Below are 18,957 nucleotides of genomic sequence, written 5' to 3'. Positions count from 1 at the left end.
GGAAAATCCATACAAGGCTATCAAAGGTCGCGCATTATACTAACTTGATATGCATTGCTCAAGACCCGAACAGATCCTTTTTACAGGTTTTCGTGATCTTTTTTTAGACAGCAGATTTTTTTAGCAGTCCAAGCTGAATTCAGTTAAAAATTTAGTGGCGTGGATGATAGCAGATTTTTAGCAACTAACAACCTAAAAAACGCACAGTTATATCCAGCCTCTTTCAGCAAAAGAGACACTTTCCCCATCTCCGATGACGAAATGGTCCAAAATACGAATATCCACCAATGCTAATGCGTCGATGAGACGCCTTGTAATCCTTCTGTCAGCTTGGCTCGGCTCAGCAACCCCTGAAGGATGATTGTGCGCCAAAATCAAAGCCGCCGCGTTATGATGCAGAGCACGCTTAACAACTTCTCTCGGATACACCGACGCTGCATCCAACGTTCCTTCAAATAAAATTTCATCTTTTATCACTCGGTGCTGGTTATCGAGAAAAAGAATATAAAAAGCCTCTCTTTGCCGATCCCTCAAAATAGAAGACAGATATAACTTAGTTTGGTCGGGGCTGGTTAAGGCATCACCACGCTTTAGCGTCTCCGCCAAGTAACGTTGTGTCATTTCTAGTACAGCTTGCAGTTGAACATACTTGGCTTGCCCTAATCCTTTGTGACGACAAAACTCTTCTTCTGATGCTGAAAATAGTTGTCTGAGCGAACCAAAGTCTTGAATAAGGAAGTCTGCAAGCTCAATCACGTTCATTCCGCGGGTGCCTGTGCGCAAGAAGATGGCCAGTAGCTCAGCATCGGTCAAAGCTTGCGGCCCTCGTTGCAGTAGCTTCTCTCTGGGCATGGACTCATTTGGCAAAGCTTTCAGTATCATCTGATGTCTCTTTATATGGAAAGTGTCCCTATTCCACAAAACAAAAAGCGAAAGTCGAGTATGACTTTCGCTTTCTTCGTACTATCAGTGTTTTCCATGCAACTTAACAGTTCATCAGAGTTTAAAGTTGCCAACCAAGCCGTGAATTTCTGTTCCAGACTGTGATAGCTGCGTGCTGATTGACTCGGCATGCTGCAACGTCTCATTAATGTTGTTCACGATCTGTTGAATAGCCACTAAGTTTTGGTTGATGTCTTCTGCAACCGCGCTTTGTTCTTCTGCGGCAGACGCGGTTTGAATACCCATATCTCGAATTGTTCCGATAGAATGATGAACACCAGAAAGAGATTGCTGAATGAGCGCAGATTCTTCCGCCGTTTTGACACCTCGTTTTTGGCTCACCGACATCGTACTGACCGCTCTTGATACACCATTTTGTAGCTGCTTGAGCATGTCGCCAATTTCATGAGTACTATTTTGCGTACGACTGGCTAACGAGCGCACTTCATCCGCAACGACGGCAAACCCTCGACCTTGCTCACCGGCTCTAGCCGCTTCAATCGCCGCATTTAGGGCCAACAAATTCGTTTGCTCGGCTATCTCGCCAATCACATCCAGCACTTTGGTTATTTTTTCGGTCTGTAAACTCAACTCAGAAATTGCATCTGACGTGCTGTCTATCTCCGTCACGAGTTCGGTAATGCCTTCTATTGCTTGCTCGACCTCATGCTGAGCGGCGGTGACTTGACTGTTGGCATCGTCAATTGCCTGCGCGGTCGCATTAGTATTGCTGGCTACTTCTTTGGCAGTCATGCTCATTTGCGTCACTGCCGTCACGACTTTGTCCGTCTCTAAACAGTGATCCTGCATTTGACCGCTCGCTTGGCTGGTCTGAGTGTTCAGGCTTTGAGAAACGGTCTGTACTGTCGTCGCAGAGCGATGAATGTCCTGCATCAGTGGGTGCAGCTTATCCATAAACTCATTAAACGCGGCCGCCACTTCACCGACTTCATCCTGACTTTCGACTTTTAAACGAGCCGTTAAGTCACCGCCGCCTGCGGCAACATCTTTTAATGAAGCCGCGACATGTTGTAATGGCTGAATGCCTTTAGACACCACGATACTGGTGAGAACACTGGTAATGATCAATCCAATAACGGAAATCAACACGGCAGATAATGTATGCTCTTTTAGCTCTTGAGTCTTTAACTCTCTGTGCATCGCAACTTGCTGGTCGATGTCATCAATATAAACGCCAGTACCTAAAACCCAGTCCCATTTCGATAGATATTCTGCATAGCCCAACTTAGGCGCTTGTGCGTCAATGGTCGGTTTGTGCCACGAGAAATAGAGGAACCCATCCCCTTTTTGAGAAGCGTCAATCAAGCCCGCAATAACTGCGACCCCATTTTCATCTTTTAAGTCGTAAAGGTTTTTACCCTCTAATGCAGGTTTGATGGCGTGCAACGTATTCACACCTTGAGAGTCGTAGGCAAAAAAGTAACCATCGCTTTCAAAGCGCATGGCTTTCAGAATTTCTTTTGCTGCCTCTTTATTACTTCCATTTACATCCGCGTCGTATAACGGTCTTATCGCCGTCACGCCCATCATCATATAGGCTTGTAACTCTTTCTTTTTCGTTTCGATGAGCTCTTGCCTGTCTCTTGCTAACTCCGCTTCCAAACTTTTACTGCTGTTGATGTAATACACCACTGAGATCAACGTAGTGATCAACAGCAGCGGAATTAGGGTTATCAGCAGCAATTTGTTTCGACTTTTCAACACCATGGTTTCCACTACCTCTTTTTCTTTTCAGACTTGCAAACTCCGCGCAACTTGTCTGTGAGGTAGGCGAGAATTTTCCCTTCCTCGGTCAGATTAATACTCTGGAGTTTGATGTGAATTATCTTCTCGTTATATATGCTCGGGCGGTCAGACTTTGAATTGTGTTAAAATCCGGTCATCAAATTGGAGATCTCACATGCAAACACTAGCAGGAAAGAAAATTCTACTCGGCATCAGTGGCGGTATTGCCGCGTATAAATGTGCGGAGCTAACCCGTCGCCTCATAGAGAGAGGAGCGCAAGTTCAAGTTGTAATGACGAAAGCCGCAAAAGAGTTCATTACCCCTTTAACCATGCAAGCCGTTTCGGGCCGTCCTGTCTCGGACAGTTTACTAGACCCAGCAGCGGAAGCCTCTATGGGCCATATTGAATTGGCCAAATGGGCAGATTTAGTGCTATTAGCGCCCGCGACCGCGGACTTAATCGCGCGCATGTCCGCAGGCATGGGGAACGATTTACTTACTACGCTCGTGCTCGCGACGGATTCCCCTGTTGCTGTTTCTCCGGCGATGAATCAACAGATGTATCGCAATATCGCAACCCAAGAGAACATCGCTACGTTAGCGCGTCGTGGTATGCACATCTGGGGCCCTGCGGCAGGAGAGCAAGCCTGTGGTGATGTAGGACCAGGTCGAATGCTGGAACCAATGCAGCTAGTAGAGCTATGTGAACAGTTCTTTCAACCAAAATTGCTAGAAGGTAGGTCGATACTCATTACCGCCGGACCAACTCGCGAAGCGATTGATCCAGTGCGTTACATTACGAACCATAGCTCCGGGAAAATGGGCTATGCATTGGCGAGCGCCGCAGCGCAGATGGGAGCAAAAGTCACCCTCGTGAGCGGTCCTGTCAGTTTAAATACGCCCGTAGGTGTTGAGCGCATAAATGTTTCCAGTGCACAAGAGATGCACGAAGCCGTTATGACACATGCAAACCAGCATGATGCCTTTATTAGCTGCGCTGCCGTTGCCGACTACCGCCCACAAACGATCGCGTCTCAAAAGTTGAAAAAGACAGAAGACAACGACGAAATGGTCATTAATATGGTTAAAAATCCTGATATTGTTGCATCTGTGGCAGCAATGACGGAGAAGCGTCCGTTTACCGTCGGTTTTGCGGCTGAAACCAATGATGTAGAGACCTATGCTCGAGGCAAGTTAACAAAGAAAAACCTCGATATGATCTGTGCAAACGACGTTTCGGTTGCAGGGCAAGGATTTAACAGCAACGACAACGCAATTACCCTTTACTGGCCTGAAGGTGAACTTGCGCTCGCTTTGGAATCAAAAGAAGCATTGAGCTTTAAAATTCTCGAAAAAATGCATCAATTGATGTAACTAACGTTTGAAAACCCTGCCAATTTTTTACAAAAGCTGGCATAAATTTGGTACAAAAATGACAACTAAGGGTGTTAAATCTCCCATTCCACCCTTAGTGGTCTAGTTTGAGGCGAAATAGCGTCTTATAATCCCCTCCGCTCAACTTTGTATTTTGAAAGGAAGTAACTAATGGCCGGCAGTAAAAAATCCAACCGTCGTGAAGAAATCTTACAAGCATTGGCAGAAATGCTTGAATCAACAGATGGCGCTTCACGCATTACTACGGCAAAACTGGCCAAGCAAGTCGGCGTTTCAGAAGCCGCGCTGTATCGTCATTTCCCAAGTAAAGCGCGCATGTTCGAAGGGTTGATTGAGTTCATTGAAGAAGCCTTGATGACACGTATCAACCGTATTCTAGACGACGAAAAAGATACACTAGAGCGTATTCGTATGGTGATGCACCTTATTTTGGCGTTCTCTGAACGTAACCCAGGTCTGACACGCATTTTGTCGGGTCATGCTCTAATGTTTGAAAATGAACGTCTACGTGAACGCATCAATCAACTCTTTGAGCGTATAGAAACACAATTGCGCCAAATCCTGCGTGAACGTAAGATTCGTGAAGGGAAGTCTTTCCCTGTCGAAGAGCGCATCCTAGCCGCGCAAATTCTGGGACAAGTTGAGGGGAGCCTAAACCGCTTTGTGCGTAGCGACTTTAAATACCAGCCGACTGCAAACTTTGACGAGTACTGGGCGCTTTTGAGTGCACAAATAAAGTAAAAGACTATGAGTAAAGACAAATACACGCAGCCCGAGTTTTCTCTTTCACTTCTTCACCCTCGTAACTGGGGCGTATGGCTTGGTTTTGGTCTGTTGGCCATCCTCGTCAATATTCTTCCTTATCGGCTGCTGCTTTCATTAGGTCGTTCACTCGGCAAACTTGGCATGCGCTACGGTAAAAAGCGTGTCCACGTTGCTCAGCGTAACTTAGAATTGGCCTTTCCAGACAAAACACCTGAAGAGATTCAACATATTGTTGAAGAGAACTTCAAAAATACCGGTATGGCACTGATAGAAACCGGAATCACTTGGTTCTGGCCGACTTGGCGCTTTAAAAACCTGATCGTCGAGAAAGATCTCGGCGCACTGCGTGAAAAAGCCAAAGAAGGTAAAGGCGTCCTACTTTGTTGTGTCCATGCTCTTAATCTAGAGATCACTGCGCGTGCTTTCGCCGTGTTAGGCGTGGCCGGGTACGGTGCGTTTCGTCCGCATAATAATCCTGCTTATAACTTTATCCAGTATTGGGGACGGACACATAACGGCAATAAACTGATTGATCGTAAAGATGTAAAAAAGATGATTCGTGTTTTACGCAGCGGTGAGCGTCTGTTCTATTTACCGGATCACGATTACGGTCGCAAAAAATCAGTATTTGTGCCCTTCTTTGCCGTAGACGATGCGTGTACGACAACAGGCACGAGCATTCTGGCGTATACCTCAAAATGTGCGATCATCCCAGGCTCAGGATTTCGCAATGACGAAGGAAAATACGACATCATCGCCGATAACTGCATTGAAGCCGATTATCCACAAAAAGACGAAGTCGCCGCTGCCGCTTATATGAACAAGTATGTGGAAAAAGTCATTCTACGCGCTCCAGAGCAATGGATGTGGCTCCATAAACGCTATAAAACCATGCAAGATGAGCATGTCGAGAAAGGCATTCGCTATAAGTAAGTGGTCAAGGCGATGAATCCAAAAACAAAAAAGGGCAGATGAATATCCATCTGCCCTTTTTACTTTTTCAGAAAAAGTAACCAATTAAATGCCGTATTCTGCGCGGTACGCTTTGACTGCTTCTAGATGCTCTTTGTCTGTGCCTTTCTCTTCAAGGAAAGTCACAAGGTCAGTCAGGCTAATGATTGAGATGATTGCACAACCAAAGTCACGCTCCACTTCTTGAATCGCAGACAACTCACCTTTGCCTTTTTCTTGGCGGTCAATCGCAACCAACACACCAGCAAGGTCTGCGCCATTTGCTTGAATGATTTCCATCGATTCACGAATCGCAGTACCTGCTGTGATTACGTCATCTACTAGCATGATACGACCTTCAAGCGCAGAGCCTACAAGGTTACCGCCTTCGCCGTGATCTTTCGCTTCTTTACGGTTGAAGCAGTAAGGCGTGTCGATATCGTGGTGATCCGCCAGCGCGACTGCTGTTGTCGTCGCGATTGGGATACCTTTGTACGCCGGGCCAAACAGCACATCAAACTCAATGCCAGAATCAGCAAGCGCTGCTGCGTAAAAACGACCAAGACGCGCTAGGTCACGACCAGTATTGAAAAGACCAGCGTTAAAGAAGTACGGGCTTTTACGGCCAGATTTCAAAGTAAACTCACCAAACTTAAGAACTTCTTTCTCAAGTGCAAACTCAATAAATTCACGCTGGTATGCTTTCATTATTTTCTCTCTATGTCCTTGGTTTCTTGTGTCTCTTCTCGACAATCATTCATTTCTCTATTGTCGAGATAAAAAAATAGCCCCCATAATGGGAGCTATCTAAATCAATTGGCTAACGCCGCCTTCTGCGCTGCGACAATTTCCGTAATGCCGACTTTCGCCGACTCGAGCAATGCCATCAGCTGTTCGTGACTGAACGGTTCACCTTCTGCGGTGCCCTGAATTTCAATCATCTTGCCTTCTTCGGTCATTACTACGTTCATGTCTGTGTCTGCCGCTGAATCTTCAACGTATTCAAGATCACACAATACTTCGTCGCCTAGTAAGCCGACAGAAACTGCCGCTACGTGGCCTTTCATTGGGTTTGCTTTTAGCTTGCCGCTATCTACTAGGTGTTGGAACGCATCGGCCATTGCAACACTTGCGCCGCTGATAGATGCAGTGCGAGTGCCGCCGTCTGCTTGGATAACGTCACAGTCAACGGTGATCATGAACTCACCCATGGCTTTTAGATCGACAACAGCACGTAGGCTTCGCGCGATAAGACGCTGAATTTCCATCGTACGGCCGCCTTGTTTGCCACTTGCCGCCTCACGACGAGTACGAGAATGTGTTGCTCGAGGTAGCATGCCGTATTCAGCTGTAACCCAGCCTTTACCTTGACCTTTTAGCCAACGTGGCACAGATTCTTCGACGGTCGCATTACACAACACTTTGGTGTTACCGAACTCAACTAGCACTGACCCTTCAGCGTAAGCTGTGTAGTTACGAGTAATTTTGATAGGGCGAACTTGATCCGCCTTGCGATCGTTTGGACGCATGGGCATCTACCTTAAATATGAGGAGAAGACGATTTGGTTGGGCGAAGATTATAACGGAATCGATTCCGGATTCATAGGTTACGCCGCTGGCACAACATAAACAATCCATACATCCCGCGCACCTATCGACGCAGCATGATACACTCTTGAAGTAATTTTCAAAAAATGAAGACAGGAAAATTCGATGATTTACAGTATGACAGCGTATGCACGCAAAGAAGTAAAAGGCGATTGGGGCTCTGCGGTATGGGAAATCCGCAGCGTGAACCAGCGTTATTTAGAAACATACTTCCGCATGCCAGAACAATTTCGCGGGTTAGAGCCCGTTTTACGTGAGCGCTTTCGTAAGCGCTTAGCGCGAGGCAAAGTAGAATGTAATCTGCGTTTTGAAGCAAACCCTGCCGCAAAAGGTGAGCTTAGCATCAATGAAGCGCTTGCTAGCCAGGTAATTAAAGCCGCTGAACAAGTCATGCACATGACTGGTGAACTGAGCCGAATCAATCCATTTCAAGTCATGCAATGGCCGGGGGTAATGGAAACGCCAGAGCAAGACATGGATGCGGTAAATAAAGTGCTACTAGAAGCATTTGATGGCGCAATGGATGAATTTATTGAAGCGCGCGCTCGTGAAGGCGAGAACATGAAGGCGCTGATTGAGCAACGCCTAGAAGCGATCACATCAGAAGTTGTGAAAGTGCGCGCACGCATGCCAGAAATACTAGAGTGGCAACGTGAACGACTATTCTCGAAGTTCGAAGACGCTAAAGTGGAACTGGATCCATCTCGTATCGAGCAAGAGCTTATCCTTCTGGCACAGAAATCAGACGTAGCAGAAGAGCTAGACCGTCTTGATTCTCACGTAAAAGAAACCACAAACATTCTGAAAAAAGGTGGCGCAGTGGGTCGTCGTCTAGATTTCATGATGCAAGAGTTCAACCGTGAATCGAACACGCTAGCGTCGAAATCCATCAGCACCGACATCACCGCATCGGGCGTTGAACTGAAAGTTCTAATTGAACAGATGCGTGAGCAGATCCAAAACATTGAATGATCTAAAAGTCATCGAGTATTGAAACAAAAAAGCCCCGCTAATACGGGGCTTTCTTTTATTCGTCTTTTTCCAAGGTACTGTTATCAACGTAGGGCCAATAATGGTGTCCAATTCTGATCAGCAAAGTAGCCGCAGCCAAAATAAACGCAGCCAGAGATAACCACACAACCAAAACTGCATCCAGCTCTTTCATTCCGAGTGTGATGTAGCGGGCGATGGCCATCATCGCGATGTAGATAGGATAGCGTACCGGAATTTTACCGTTCATCACGAACTGCTGCACCATGGCGAGCACTTCCAGATAGATAAACATCAACAGAATATCCGTGAGTAAGACACGCTTCTCTACAAATACGTGCACAAACTCTTGCATCATGGCGTACAACGTCGCCAAGGTAATAGAGACTAATAACACCGCCTCCAAAATATGGAAGATTTTCAGGAAAGGTCGACTAAAGGATTTCGGTAAATTCGACGGCATGGTCCATTATCCAAACAAAGAAAATAGGCCTTGAGTTTAGCATGCAACGATCTTCAATCAATCAGAATAAACATCAGTGCAAATCGACTCCAAGTCCTGGCATTTGCTTATAAAAACGCTCCGCTTATTTGGCGGAGCGCTTTTGTGTTATAGGACCTGTGGCATCACTTACGCCACTTGCTGCTTTTTTTCAGCTACGCGCTTTTTCTTCCGATATTTAGGGTGAGTGATCGGAATCGCAGATAGGAGTTTTTTGGTGTATTCGTTTTGCGGGTTTGCATAAATTTCTTTAGCACTGCCTGCTTCTACCACTTTACCAAAATACATCACGGCAACTTTGTCAGAAACATGTTTCACCACCGAGAGATCGTGAGAGATAAATATGATCGCCAAATTCATTTCTTGTTGCAGTTGTAGCAATAGGTTCAAGATTTGCGCCTGTACCGACACATCTAACGCAGATACCGATTCATCACAAATCAGTAGTTTAGGCTTCAATGCAATCGCGCGAGCAATACCGATACGCTGCCGTTGTCCGCCTGAAAATTCATGTGGATAACGGTTTACTGCCGTTTCTGGTAATCCCACTTTGATTAAAAGCTCTTTTACCCATTGTTTACGCTCTGTTGGCGTGCCAATTTTATGAATAACAAACGGTTCTTCCAGAATCATACCGATGGTATGACGCTGATTGAGTGACTCCATTGGGTCTTGAAAGACGATTTGCATGTCTTTACGCAGCGAGCGCATCTCTTTAACAGACAATTTAGTGATGTCTTTACCTTCAAAGAAAATCTTACCTTCTGTTGGCTCGTATAACTTTAAGATCGTGCGACCAAGGGTGCTTTTACCACAACCTGACTCACCAACTAGCCCCAGTGTTTCACCTTCAGAAACAGACAGTGAAACCCCGTCTACCGCTTTGATGGTGTAGCCTTTCTTGAACAGCCCTTTACCAGAAACAAAGTGCTGCTTAAGATTTTCAATTCTTAATACTTCTTTTGCCATAACATCCTCTTTTATGACTGGTTCACTTTGCCCAGTTAACTGGCAAACATACTGGCATCAATAGGCTTGATATCGATCATCTGCTTCGGCTCATTATCTAAGCTCGGCATCAACCCCATCAAACGCTCTGTGTATGGGTGCTGCGGGTTATCAAACAACTCAAAAATTTCTGCTTTTTCGACAATACGTCCGCCATACATCACGGCAACATCATCACACACTTCTGCCACAACCCCGAGATCGTGAGTGATGAAGATCATCGCCATGCCCGTTTCTTCCTGAAGCTCGTTCATCAGTTCAAGGATAGACGCCTGAACCGTAACATCCAACGCTGTAGTCGGTTCATCACAAATCAGAATATCCGGCTTACAGGCCAATGCCATCGCGATCATGACACGCTGGCGCATACCACCAGATAGGTTATGGGGATACTCATTCAATCGCTTCTCTGGCATTGGAATTTTTACTTTTGCCAGCATCTCAATCGCGTACGCCTCCCGCTCCTTTTTGTCGAGCTCAGGTCGATGGAGCTCAAGCACTTCACATATTTGACGACCAATGGTGTGCACTGGGTTGAGCGCAGTCATCGGGTCTTGGAAGATGATCGAAATGCGATCGCCACGCATGGCGTACATCTCTTCCGCAGGCAAATCAACTAGGTTGGTGCCGCGATAATTCACTTCACCTTTAATGATGTTGCCATATGGCTTAGGTAATAGCCCCATGATCGACATTGAGGTTACGCTCTTACCACTACCTGACTCTCCCACCAGGCCGAGTGTACGTCCAGCTCGCACATCAAAGTTCACACCATGCAGAACCTTCACTGGCCCATCATCGGTGGTAAATTCAACTTCGAGATCTTTAACACTTAGGATTACATCGTTTTCCATAACCAATCCTTACAGCTTATAAGTGTCATCTACGACAACGACAGGTTCAAAAGCTTTGTCTGACTTCATCGCTTGTTTCGTTTCTTTTTTGATATCACTATCAATCCAGTAAGTGCCATCGCCTATGATTGCACCACTGAACAGCGCCTCTGTCATGCGATTCATTGGCTTATCTGGAAACTTTAACCAGCGCCAGTGACCATAGCGGACATAAGGAACCATGTAGCCTGGGACGATAACGTGAGCATCAATGATGTCACGCTGAATCTCATGACCTAGCTGGATCTTTTTATCCATATCCATGCCAAAACGATACTCGATGATCTTTTCATCCAGTTCAGGCGTGCTGTAGTTTGTGAAAGAGTTAGTTTGCGGCTTGTTCGCATTGACTGAATGGAAGTACTCCCAATACGTTGGGATCTCAGACGTACCCATATCTAAGAAAGCCAAATCGTGCTTTTTCTCACGTACGTATTTGAACATAGATGAGCCATCAACTAACTTGAGCTCAATATCCAGCCCTGCTAGCTTGGCTTGCTCACGCAAAAATGCAATACGAGGAGTATGAACAGGTGTTCCGTAGGTCAGCTCGAAGCTTAAGCGCTCACCTTTATCATTGACACGAATACCATCAGAACCAATTTTGTTAAAGCCTGCGGCTTCGAATGCCTCGGCCGCTTTTGCGGGATCAAACTTCGGTGCCTTAGCATCTGGTAGGGTGTATTTACCATGACCATAACCGGTCGGGTTCGGTTTACGGGAGTAGTCGCCACGCATGACATTCTCTATCATGCCATCAAAGTCAATCGCGTAAGTAATGCCCTTGCGAATGTTTAAATCATCCAGCAAAGGCATCGCGGTGTTCATCCATACACCACCAGCCCCAACTGGAAATTGGTTGTAACCCCAGAACTTGTGAATGTATCCCTTTTGGTAAGGTTCCGTATTCGATTTATCATGCCATAAGCTTGGTAAAACAAGACCAAATGCATCCAGCTTCCCTTTCTCAAAGTGCTTCATCGCGATATCACTGTCGCGAATCACTGTGATGCGGATTTTGTCGACATTATAGCGATGTTGATAATACTTATTGCTGTAACCCCACCAGTCTTCACCGACATGTTTGAAGGTCACACTTTTACCTTTTTTAATGTCATCTAGGTAGTATGCACTGGTCGTTGGTTCACTTTTAAAATTGTAGTAGCGGACAAAGTTGTCATGTATACCGTCACCATTTTCATCTTTTGAAGGGTTAGCATAAAAATGTGCGGGACGTGGGCGCAGAGCCCCCATTCGTAACAGCAATTCTTCCGGATTGAACTCTTTCGCCGCCTTAACAGCAAACGTGTGAGTGTCGTACTTGATAACATCCGCAATCGTTTTGTTGTAGTAATCGTTGTACCAAGGTTCCAAGATATCTTTGGAACGATAAAACTTCAGCATGAACACGAAATCGTCGGCAGTCACAGGTTTGCCGTCCGACCATTTGGCTTCAGGGTTGAGTTTGAAATAGACCGTTTTGTTGTCACCTGCTAACGCCCACTCGTTAGCAAGCTCAGGGATGAACTCTAAAGTATCTGGGTGGCGGACCACCAAGCCTGGTGTTTCATCTAAGATAAAAGAACGTAGCCCTGCATTAGCGTCTGGACCAACACTACGTAACGTCTGTGGGAAACTTGACATAAAGGTGCGATAAGTCCCTCCACGTTTCGCTTCTGGCGAACCATATTGAGGCTCATCCCAGTTTGTTTGCCAGTTTAAGTCAGTCGGAAGCGTTGCTGACATTGCACCAAAACTCAGGGCGCTCAGCGTGGACGCTAAAAATAATTTCTTCATAAAACTTCCCTTTTTATGTTTTGCTCACAATGCTCGCTTAAACATAGCGTGTGAATTTTTTCGGGTCGAAAGCCGCTCGAATGGCTTCACCAATAAAGGTCACCATTACCAGAACCAGAACAATAGAAGTCACTACTGACGCAACAATCCATGGCGAATCTAAGTTTGACTTACCTTGTTGCAGTAGTTCACCCCAACTTGGCGTTGGTGGCATCAAGCCTAATCCTAGGTAATCGAGAGCAGTCAGTGCTGTGATGTTAGCTGCAATAGTGAAAGGCGCTAGGGTTACAATCATCACCATCGTATTTGGCAAGATGTGATTAAACAAGATACGTCCGGTCGATGCCCCTAAAGCACGAGCCGCCATTACATATTCTCGTGCCGCTTCTTTATAGGTCATGGTCCGCATGTACCATGTCATCCCCATCCAAGTGAAAAGCACGTTAATAGCGACAAAGAGAGCGAACGTCGGCTGAACGATTGAGACAAGAATCATAATGACGTACAAAAACGGGACCATTGACCAGATTTCGATAAGTCGCTGTACAAACAAGTCAAATTTACCGCCCCAAAAACCCATAGCACAACCGACTGCAGTACCGATCGCGTAGGAAATGGCCATCGTAAGCAACGCAAATCCCATCGCCGTTCTGAATCCGTAGACGAGTCGCGCCAAAATATCGCGACCTATCACATCTGTACCTAAATAATGCTTATTTTCGGCACTAGGCGCTGTTGGCGGGAAATCACCACTAAAATCTTGTTCGTATGGGTTCCACGGCACAAGCGGCAAAATAACAAAGTTGTCGCCCCCTTCAGCCTCAAACGCTTTTTGCAGTACACGATAATCGGCTTCACTGGATGACTCTTGGCCGAATTCGCTACCTAAACGTACGTCACTGACAACAGGAAAATAGTAGCTACCATCGTACTTGACGACTAGCGCTTTACTGTTGATCAAAAGTTCGGCGAATAGAGAAAGGATCAACATGATAGAAAGAGCAACAAACGACCAATAGCCTCGTTTGATCTCTTTAAAGTGACGAATTTTCTTTTGAGTTAATGGACTAACTTTAATCATGTTACGCTCCAAACTTCACACGTGGGTCGACTAAAGCAACACAAATATCTGAAATGATGTTACCAATGAGCAGTAACAACGCATTAATGGCGACAATACCCATAACAACAGGGTAATCACGCTCCATGATTGATTCGTAACCCAATAAGCCAATGCCATCAATATTGAAGATAACTTCAATCAGGAAGGCACCGGTCATGAAGAACAACAAAGAGTTACCAAAGTGACTCGCGATCGGAATTAAGCTGTTACGCAACGCGTGCTTACGAACTGCTTTTTTGAAAGGTAATCCTTTCGCAATTGCGGTGCGGATGTAATCTGAGGAAAGGTTTTCCATCAGGTTATTTTTCATTGTCATCGTCAGCGTGGCAAAATCACCAATGAGGTAACAGATCAAAGGCAACACCGCATGCCACATAATGTCTTTAGCGCGTTCAAAGAAGGTTTCGTAATCGTCGAAGTCATCGCCGACAAAGCCTCCCATCGGAAACCATTCCAAGTGATAACTAAATAACGTGATCAGCAATACACCCACCACATAACCTGGTAGCGCGTAGCCTACGAAAATGAGTACTGAAGAGGCGGAATCAAACACAGAACCGTGCTTGAGCGCCTTATAGTAACCAAGAGGAATCGAGATAAAATAACTAATAAAGAAGGTCATGCCGCCATAAAACAACGACACTGGCAAACGCTCTGCGATCATATCCGAGACAGGCTCGTAGTAACGCGTCGACTCGCCAAGATCTAGCATTACCAAACGACTTAACCACTCGACGTACGCTTCCGTTACAGGTTTATCCAGGCCATAAAACGCATTCAGCTCCGCGATTTGATCGTCAGAAAGGGCCGTATTACCACCCGCAGACGTCATTGATGCGGCGCCGTCCCCCTGAGACTGCATTTGTGACAACATGCGTTCAACAGGTCCGCCAGGCACGAAACGAGTGATAGCAAAGATGAGAATAGTTATCCCGAGAAACGTTGGGATAACCAACGCCAAACGGCGTAAAAAGTACGACAGCATATACAACTTGCTCCTTGTCTACTGTCCAGTTCAAACGGAGTGAAAGAGGATATTTTCCGCCCAAAATGGTGCATATTTATCTCGTAGTAACTAAAACTGTTGAAGCACACTCCCTGCGCCTCAAGAGCTAGACTTTTCTACTACTGCAATAATTTCAGCGTCATATTTATCTTGAATCCACATCAGCTTCAAGTGTTTGAAACCAAAACATGACAAACTTCCTTCGATGTCGAAAAACAGAAATGTTTTTGTAAAAAATTATAAAAAACCACAAAAATAATTCATACAGAATATCAATCTAGGCTGTTTAGAGCCAAAAACCTACATAAAAACGCACCCTACACACATAAATAGACACATAATCCAAGGTTATATTTGACCTAAAAATACGAGTGAGCCCTTTAACCGCAATGGGTATCATATTTTGATACCACCTAATAAGTTCGAGCTAACAAAGTATGGATTCGATATAAAACTCATCTCAGAACAATTCACTGGGAAAATATCTTTTTCCAGATTCAATTACCCACTAAAAAACCATAGGCAAGATAAGTCATTAAAGTTTATAAGAAACACAAAATACGGTGTTTTATTGAAATTTAATATCGATTCATAAACTTTATTCGGTTTTTTATTCCGCCTTTTTAACAAAGCCCAGTTATTCACATCTTTTTTACATTTAAGCATCCCCGTTTACCACTGGTTTGACTTCCTTTTTTCATCTCGGTTATACATTGGCCGAACGTTAACGAAATATTAACGTCACATTTGGCCGCTATGCGGCCAGACATAGGAAATAATAATAATCGGAGCAACAAGGATGTATAAAAACACAACCGCTTTATCTGTTGCGATAAGCCTTGCTTTGGGGACAGCAGCAGTTGCAGCCCCAGCAACAGCACTGGCAGAAGAGCAGCAAGTTGAAAAACTTCAAAAGATGAAAGTTACTGGTTCGCGTATCTCCACGACGGATATGGAAGGTCCTTCACCAGTTACTGTTATTAATAGTAAAGACATTGAGTCTAAAGGCTTTAACAGCGCGCAAGACGTATTGAACAGTTTGACCCAAAACACAGGTGGTGTAATGGCTCAAACAGACTCTTTCTCGTTTACACCAGCAGCGCAGTCAGTCAACTTACGTGGCCTTGGCGCGTCACGCACATTGATTCTTATTGATGGCCGTCGTCTTCCTCAATACCCGCTAGCACAAGATGGTACATCTAACTTCCAAGATATCGGCCAAATCCCTGTCGCCGCTATTGAGCGTGTTGAAGTAATGACCGACTCAGGTTCTGCTATCTACGGCTCCGACGCAATCGGTGGTGTCGTAAACTTCATTTTAAAGAAAGACTTTGATGGCGTTTCTGTAAAAGTACGCGCGGGTGACGCGACGGATGGTGGTTACCAAAATGGTCGTTTAGACGTTGTAGCTGGCAAAAACTTTGACGACAAACGTATTCTCTTCGTTGGCCAATTTGCGGGCAACGAAATGCTAAAGCAATCTGACCGAGATGATTGGGCTGGCGATGACGGTTCTAGCCGTTCTCAGCTAAGTGGCTACTCTAGCTACGGTGCAAACTTTGAAGGCGCCAACGGAACACTTCTAACACCAGCTGATGCAGGTTCTTCATGTAAAGAAGTCGTTGGTGATGCCGCGATTGAACGAGCGGATGGAAAGTGTGGTGTTAACCGCTCTGCGTACCGAACATTAAAACCAGAAAACAAACAAGTAGACCTACTTTTACGTGGTGAAATGGACATTAACGACAATGTCACTGCCATGGCAGAAGCCCGTTTTGGCTACAAGTCTACAGAATCTGAATTCGAACCTAACCCTTACAGCGTAGAAGTTGATGCCACTCACTTCCGCGGCGAAGGCGAATACACTCGCCGTATGGTCGAATTTGGACCACGCGAAAGTAACACTGAAGCCGATTCTTTTGGCTTAACCTTAGGCTTGAACGGCCTGCTTGCTGATACGTATGATTGGGACCTATCCGCTGGTTACTCTGAGCAAAGCGTTGAAACAAGCAACCCAGCAATCTTCCTAACTCTCGACCAAGCTGTACAAAATGGTGATGTCGATCTTCTAGGGCCTATCTCTCAAGACGTTGTAGACAAATACAGCGGCACTTCAAGCAAAGAAGCTTACTCAAAGCTTTACTCTGTTAACGGCTCACTGGCTGGTGATTTGGTTGAACTTCCTGCAGGTATGTCTGGCTTTGCTGTTTATGGTGAATGGAACCGTACTGACTACAATGAGACGATTGATGCTACAACAGCAGCTGGTGGTTTCTCTGGTCTAGGTGGAACGTCAGGCGGCGGTGACCGTGATCAGATTGGTCTTGGTGTTGAAGCTCTTATTCCTATCATTGAAGATTTAGAAATGACTGTCGCTGGTCGTTACGACCACTACTTCGACGACTCGGCAACTGGTGGCGCATTCACTCCTAAAGTAGCCCTAGCATACCGTCCTACTGACACCCTATTGCTACGTGGTAGCTACGGTCTAGGCTTCCGAGCTCCAGACTTGAAGCGACTATTTGGTGATCAAACTCGAGGCTTTGGTTCTGGCTTTGACCCAGAGCTTTGTACCAATGCTGGTGGTAGCGGCCCACAAGATAAAGATAAGTACCCAGAGTGTGATACTCAGTACTTCGATACGCTTAATGGCCCTAACTCAGAGCTGAAAGAAGAAACAAGTACAAACATTAACTTGGGCCTAGCGTGGGAGCCTGTTGATGATCTTGGTGTAACCGTTGACTGGTACCACATCAAGATGGAAGACGTCGTAACAGCACCAACTTACCAAGACGTAATTAACGATCCAGGTAAATACCCAGGTACTGAAGTCGTTCGTAACCCAGATGGCACCATCAAGTCGGTATCCTATGGTCCAGTGAACCAGTCGTATGAAGAGCGTTCTGGTATTGACCTAGCGATCAAATACGCATACGACACTAATGAGTTCGGCTCATTTAACACGCGTGTTGCTGTAACGAAGATCTTGATTGCTGAATATCAAGAAAACGACAGCGAGCCTGTAACGGATGAAAGAGATTTCATGCCTGAATACACCGCAACGTTAAATCTTGGCTGGGCATATGAAGATGTCGCTATCAACCTATTTGGTAAATACCGCGACCGTATGTGTTCAAGCTACGCAAACCGTTACTACTTTGATGACTGTGATTCTGCTAAAAAAGCGGGTTACAAAGCAGAAATCGCTAGTATGACAACGTGGAACCTAACGGCTTCTTACCAATTCAACGAGAGTGGTCGTGTAACTCTTGGTGCTATCAACATGTTTGACAAAGTACCGCCTGCAGATCCTCTAAGCGATACCTCTCCATTCTATGCAACTGGGTATGACGATCCAATCGGACGTCAGCTATACGTCGAGGCATCATACGACTTCTAAAAAATATTTGGCGCGGGTTTTCCGCGCCCTTTTCGACTGACTAAAACACTGACAAGGATGCAACCATGAAATTCAAGGAATTTGGTCTCAGTGCCATAGCTGCAGCATTGCTTACTATCAGTAGTAGCTCTATAGCGGCCAACTCTGGTGCTGTCGTTTCCACACAAGCAAAAGCAAATCAATCTTCAGAAGCTTCGCAACAAAAAATCGACAATTATGCCGAAAGTACTGAAGGCATGTTGGCAGAATACAAAGGCTTACTACGTCAAATCGACAGCATGAAAGTCTACAACGAGCAAATTAACCGTATGGTTCAATCACAGCAAGGTGAATTGGACTCATTAAATAACCAAATTGCTCAGATCGATCAAACGGCAACAGAAGTAGTGCCACTAACACTTAAAATGATCGATGCACTCGATGAGTTTGTGACTCTCGATCTGCCTTTCCAGAAAAAAGAACGTAATAAACGTGTCCAAGAATTGCGTCGTCTCATGGATCGCGCCGACGTAACAACTTCTGAGAAATTCCGTAAAGTGATGGAAGCCTACCAAATTGAAGAAGGCTTCTCTCGCTCAATTGAATCTTACAAAGCTAGCCTAGATAGAAATGGGGAAACCGTGACTTACGATTTCCTACGTATTGGTCGCACGGCGCTTTTATTCCAATCTCCAGACGGTGGTGAGACAGGTATGTGGAACCAACAAACACGTCAATGGGAAACATTACCGGAAAGCTACCGCATAGCGGTACAGCAAGGCCTTCGTATCGCGAAGAAGCAAGCGCCACCAGCGCTAATCAAATTGCCTGTATATGCTGGGGAGGAATAA

General features: G+C 45.5%; 16 protein-coding genes. 6 read left to right on the top strand and 10 right to left on the bottom strand.

The window, feature by feature from the left end:
- Window positions 1-207: 207 nt before the first annotated feature.
- Together radC and KJB35_RS10885 are read right to left on the bottom strand one after the other, a co-directional pair.
- Entirely contained in the window at window positions 208-882 is a 675-nt protein-coding gene (gene radC / locus KJB35_RS10890) for a DNA repair protein RadC (protein ID WP_017820707.1), read from the bottom strand.
- 114 nt (window positions 883-996) lie between these two features.
- Window positions 997-2,670 carry a methyl-accepting chemotaxis protein gene (locus KJB35_RS10885; protein ID WP_054574189.1) on the bottom strand — a complete coding sequence of 558 codons (1,674 nt, stop codon included), beginning with the start codon at window positions 2,668-2,670 and terminating at the stop codon, window positions 997-999.
- A gap of 193 nt (window positions 2,671-2,863) precedes the next feature.
- Between KJB35_RS10885 and coaBC the strand changes: the two genes are divergently transcribed.
- From coaBC to KJB35_RS10870, 3 genes are all read left to right on the top strand, one after another.
- On the top strand, window positions 2,864-4,063 hold the full coding sequence (gene coaBC / locus KJB35_RS10880) for a bifunctional phosphopantothenoylcysteine decarboxylase/phosphopantothenate--cysteine ligase CoaBC (protein WP_054574188.1): 1,200 nt from the start codon (window positions 2,864-2,866) through the stop codon (window positions 4,061-4,063).
- Between the two features lie 171 nt (window positions 4,064-4,234).
- Complete coding sequence (gene slmA, locus KJB35_RS10875; protein ID WP_005379386.1) at window positions 4,235-4,825, top strand: nucleoid occlusion factor SlmA; 591 nt, start codon at window positions 4,235-4,237, stop codon at window positions 4,823-4,825.
- Between the two features lie 6 nt (window positions 4,826-4,831).
- Window positions 4,832-5,782, top strand: coding sequence for a Kdo(2)-lipid IV(A) acyltransferase (locus KJB35_RS10870; protein WP_025768317.1), 951 nt, complete (start codon window positions 4,832-4,834; stop codon window positions 5,780-5,782).
- Between the two features lie 84 nt (window positions 5,783-5,866).
- Here KJB35_RS10870 and pyrE read toward each other — a convergent pair whose 3' ends face one another.
- On the bottom strand, window positions 5,867-6,508 hold the full coding sequence (gene pyrE / locus KJB35_RS10865) for an orotate phosphoribosyltransferase (protein WP_104979943.1): 642 nt from the start codon (window positions 6,506-6,508) through the stop codon (window positions 5,867-5,869).
- Window positions 6,509-6,612: 104 nt separating this feature from the next.
- Window positions 6,613-7,329 (bottom strand): ribonuclease PH, encoded by a 717-nt coding sequence (gene rph / locus KJB35_RS10860; RefSeq protein WP_031780917.1) that lies wholly within the window; start codon window positions 7,327-7,329, stop codon window positions 6,613-6,615.
- 184 nt (window positions 7,330-7,513) lie between these two features.
- Here rph and KJB35_RS10855 point away from each other — a divergent pair, with 184 nt between their 5' ends.
- Window positions 7,514-8,380 carry a YicC/YloC family endoribonuclease gene (locus KJB35_RS10855; RefSeq protein WP_005379378.1) on the top strand — a complete coding sequence of 289 codons (867 nt, stop codon included), beginning with the start codon at window positions 7,514-7,516 and terminating at the stop codon, window positions 8,378-8,380.
- A 55-nt stretch (window positions 8,381-8,435) separates the two neighbouring features.
- Here the strand turns inward: KJB35_RS10855 and KJB35_RS10850 are convergent, their stop codons facing one another.
- The 6 genes from KJB35_RS10850 to KJB35_RS10825 all read right to left on the bottom strand — a co-directional run bounded on the left by KJB35_RS10850 (window position 8,436) and on the right by KJB35_RS10825 (window position 14,706).
- A complete protein-coding gene (locus KJB35_RS10850) occupies window positions 8,436-8,861 on the bottom strand; it encodes a phosphate-starvation-inducible protein PsiE (RefSeq protein ID WP_025768316.1) in 426 nt (141 codons plus the stop codon).
- Window positions 8,862-9,029: 168 nt separating this feature from the next.
- Window positions 9,030-9,869, bottom strand: a complete 840-nt coding sequence (locus KJB35_RS10845; RefSeq protein WP_005379372.1) for an ABC transporter ATP-binding protein — start codon at window positions 9,867-9,869, stop codon at window positions 9,030-9,032.
- A gap of 35 nt (window positions 9,870-9,904) precedes the next feature.
- Window positions 9,905-10,762 carry an ABC transporter ATP-binding protein gene (locus KJB35_RS10840; protein ID WP_080960121.1) on the bottom strand — a complete coding sequence of 286 codons (858 nt, stop codon included), beginning with the start codon at window positions 10,760-10,762 and terminating at the stop codon, window positions 9,905-9,907.
- Between the two features lie 9 nt (window positions 10,763-10,771).
- Window positions 10,772-12,598, bottom strand: a complete 1,827-nt coding sequence (locus KJB35_RS10835) for an extracellular solute-binding protein (RefSeq protein WP_158157112.1) — start codon at window positions 12,596-12,598, stop codon at window positions 10,772-10,774.
- Between the two features lie 37 nt (window positions 12,599-12,635).
- Entirely contained in the window at window positions 12,636-13,679 is a 1,044-nt protein-coding gene (locus KJB35_RS10830) for an ABC transporter permease (protein ID WP_005379369.1), read from the bottom strand.
- A gap of 1 nt (window position 13,680) precedes the next feature.
- Window positions 13,681-14,706: an ABC transporter permease subunit gene (locus tag KJB35_RS10825; RefSeq protein WP_005384771.1), complete on the bottom strand. Its 1,026-nt coding sequence runs from the start codon at window positions 14,704-14,706 to the stop codon at window positions 13,681-13,683.
- Window positions 14,707-15,526: 820 nt separating this feature from the next.
- Here KJB35_RS10825 and KJB35_RS10820 point away from each other — a divergent pair.
- Window positions 15,527-18,127, top strand: a complete 2,601-nt coding sequence (locus tag KJB35_RS10820) for a TonB-dependent siderophore receptor (protein ID WP_104975749.1) — start codon at window positions 15,527-15,529, stop codon at window positions 18,125-18,127.
- A gap of 65 nt (window positions 18,128-18,192) precedes the next feature.
- Window positions 18,193-18,957 carry a DUF3450 domain-containing protein gene (locus tag KJB35_RS10815; RefSeq protein WP_005379365.1) on the top strand — a complete coding sequence of 255 codons (765 nt, stop codon included), beginning with the start codon at window positions 18,193-18,195 and terminating at the stop codon, window positions 18,955-18,957.

This window comes from Vibrio sp. D431a, from assembly GCF_030248655.1.
GTDB lineage: Bacteria > Pseudomonadota > Gammaproteobacteria > Enterobacterales > Vibrionaceae > Vibrio > Vibrio alginolyticus.
Note: the sequence above shows the minus strand (reverse complement) of the source record. Positions and strands in the feature narration are given on the sequence as shown.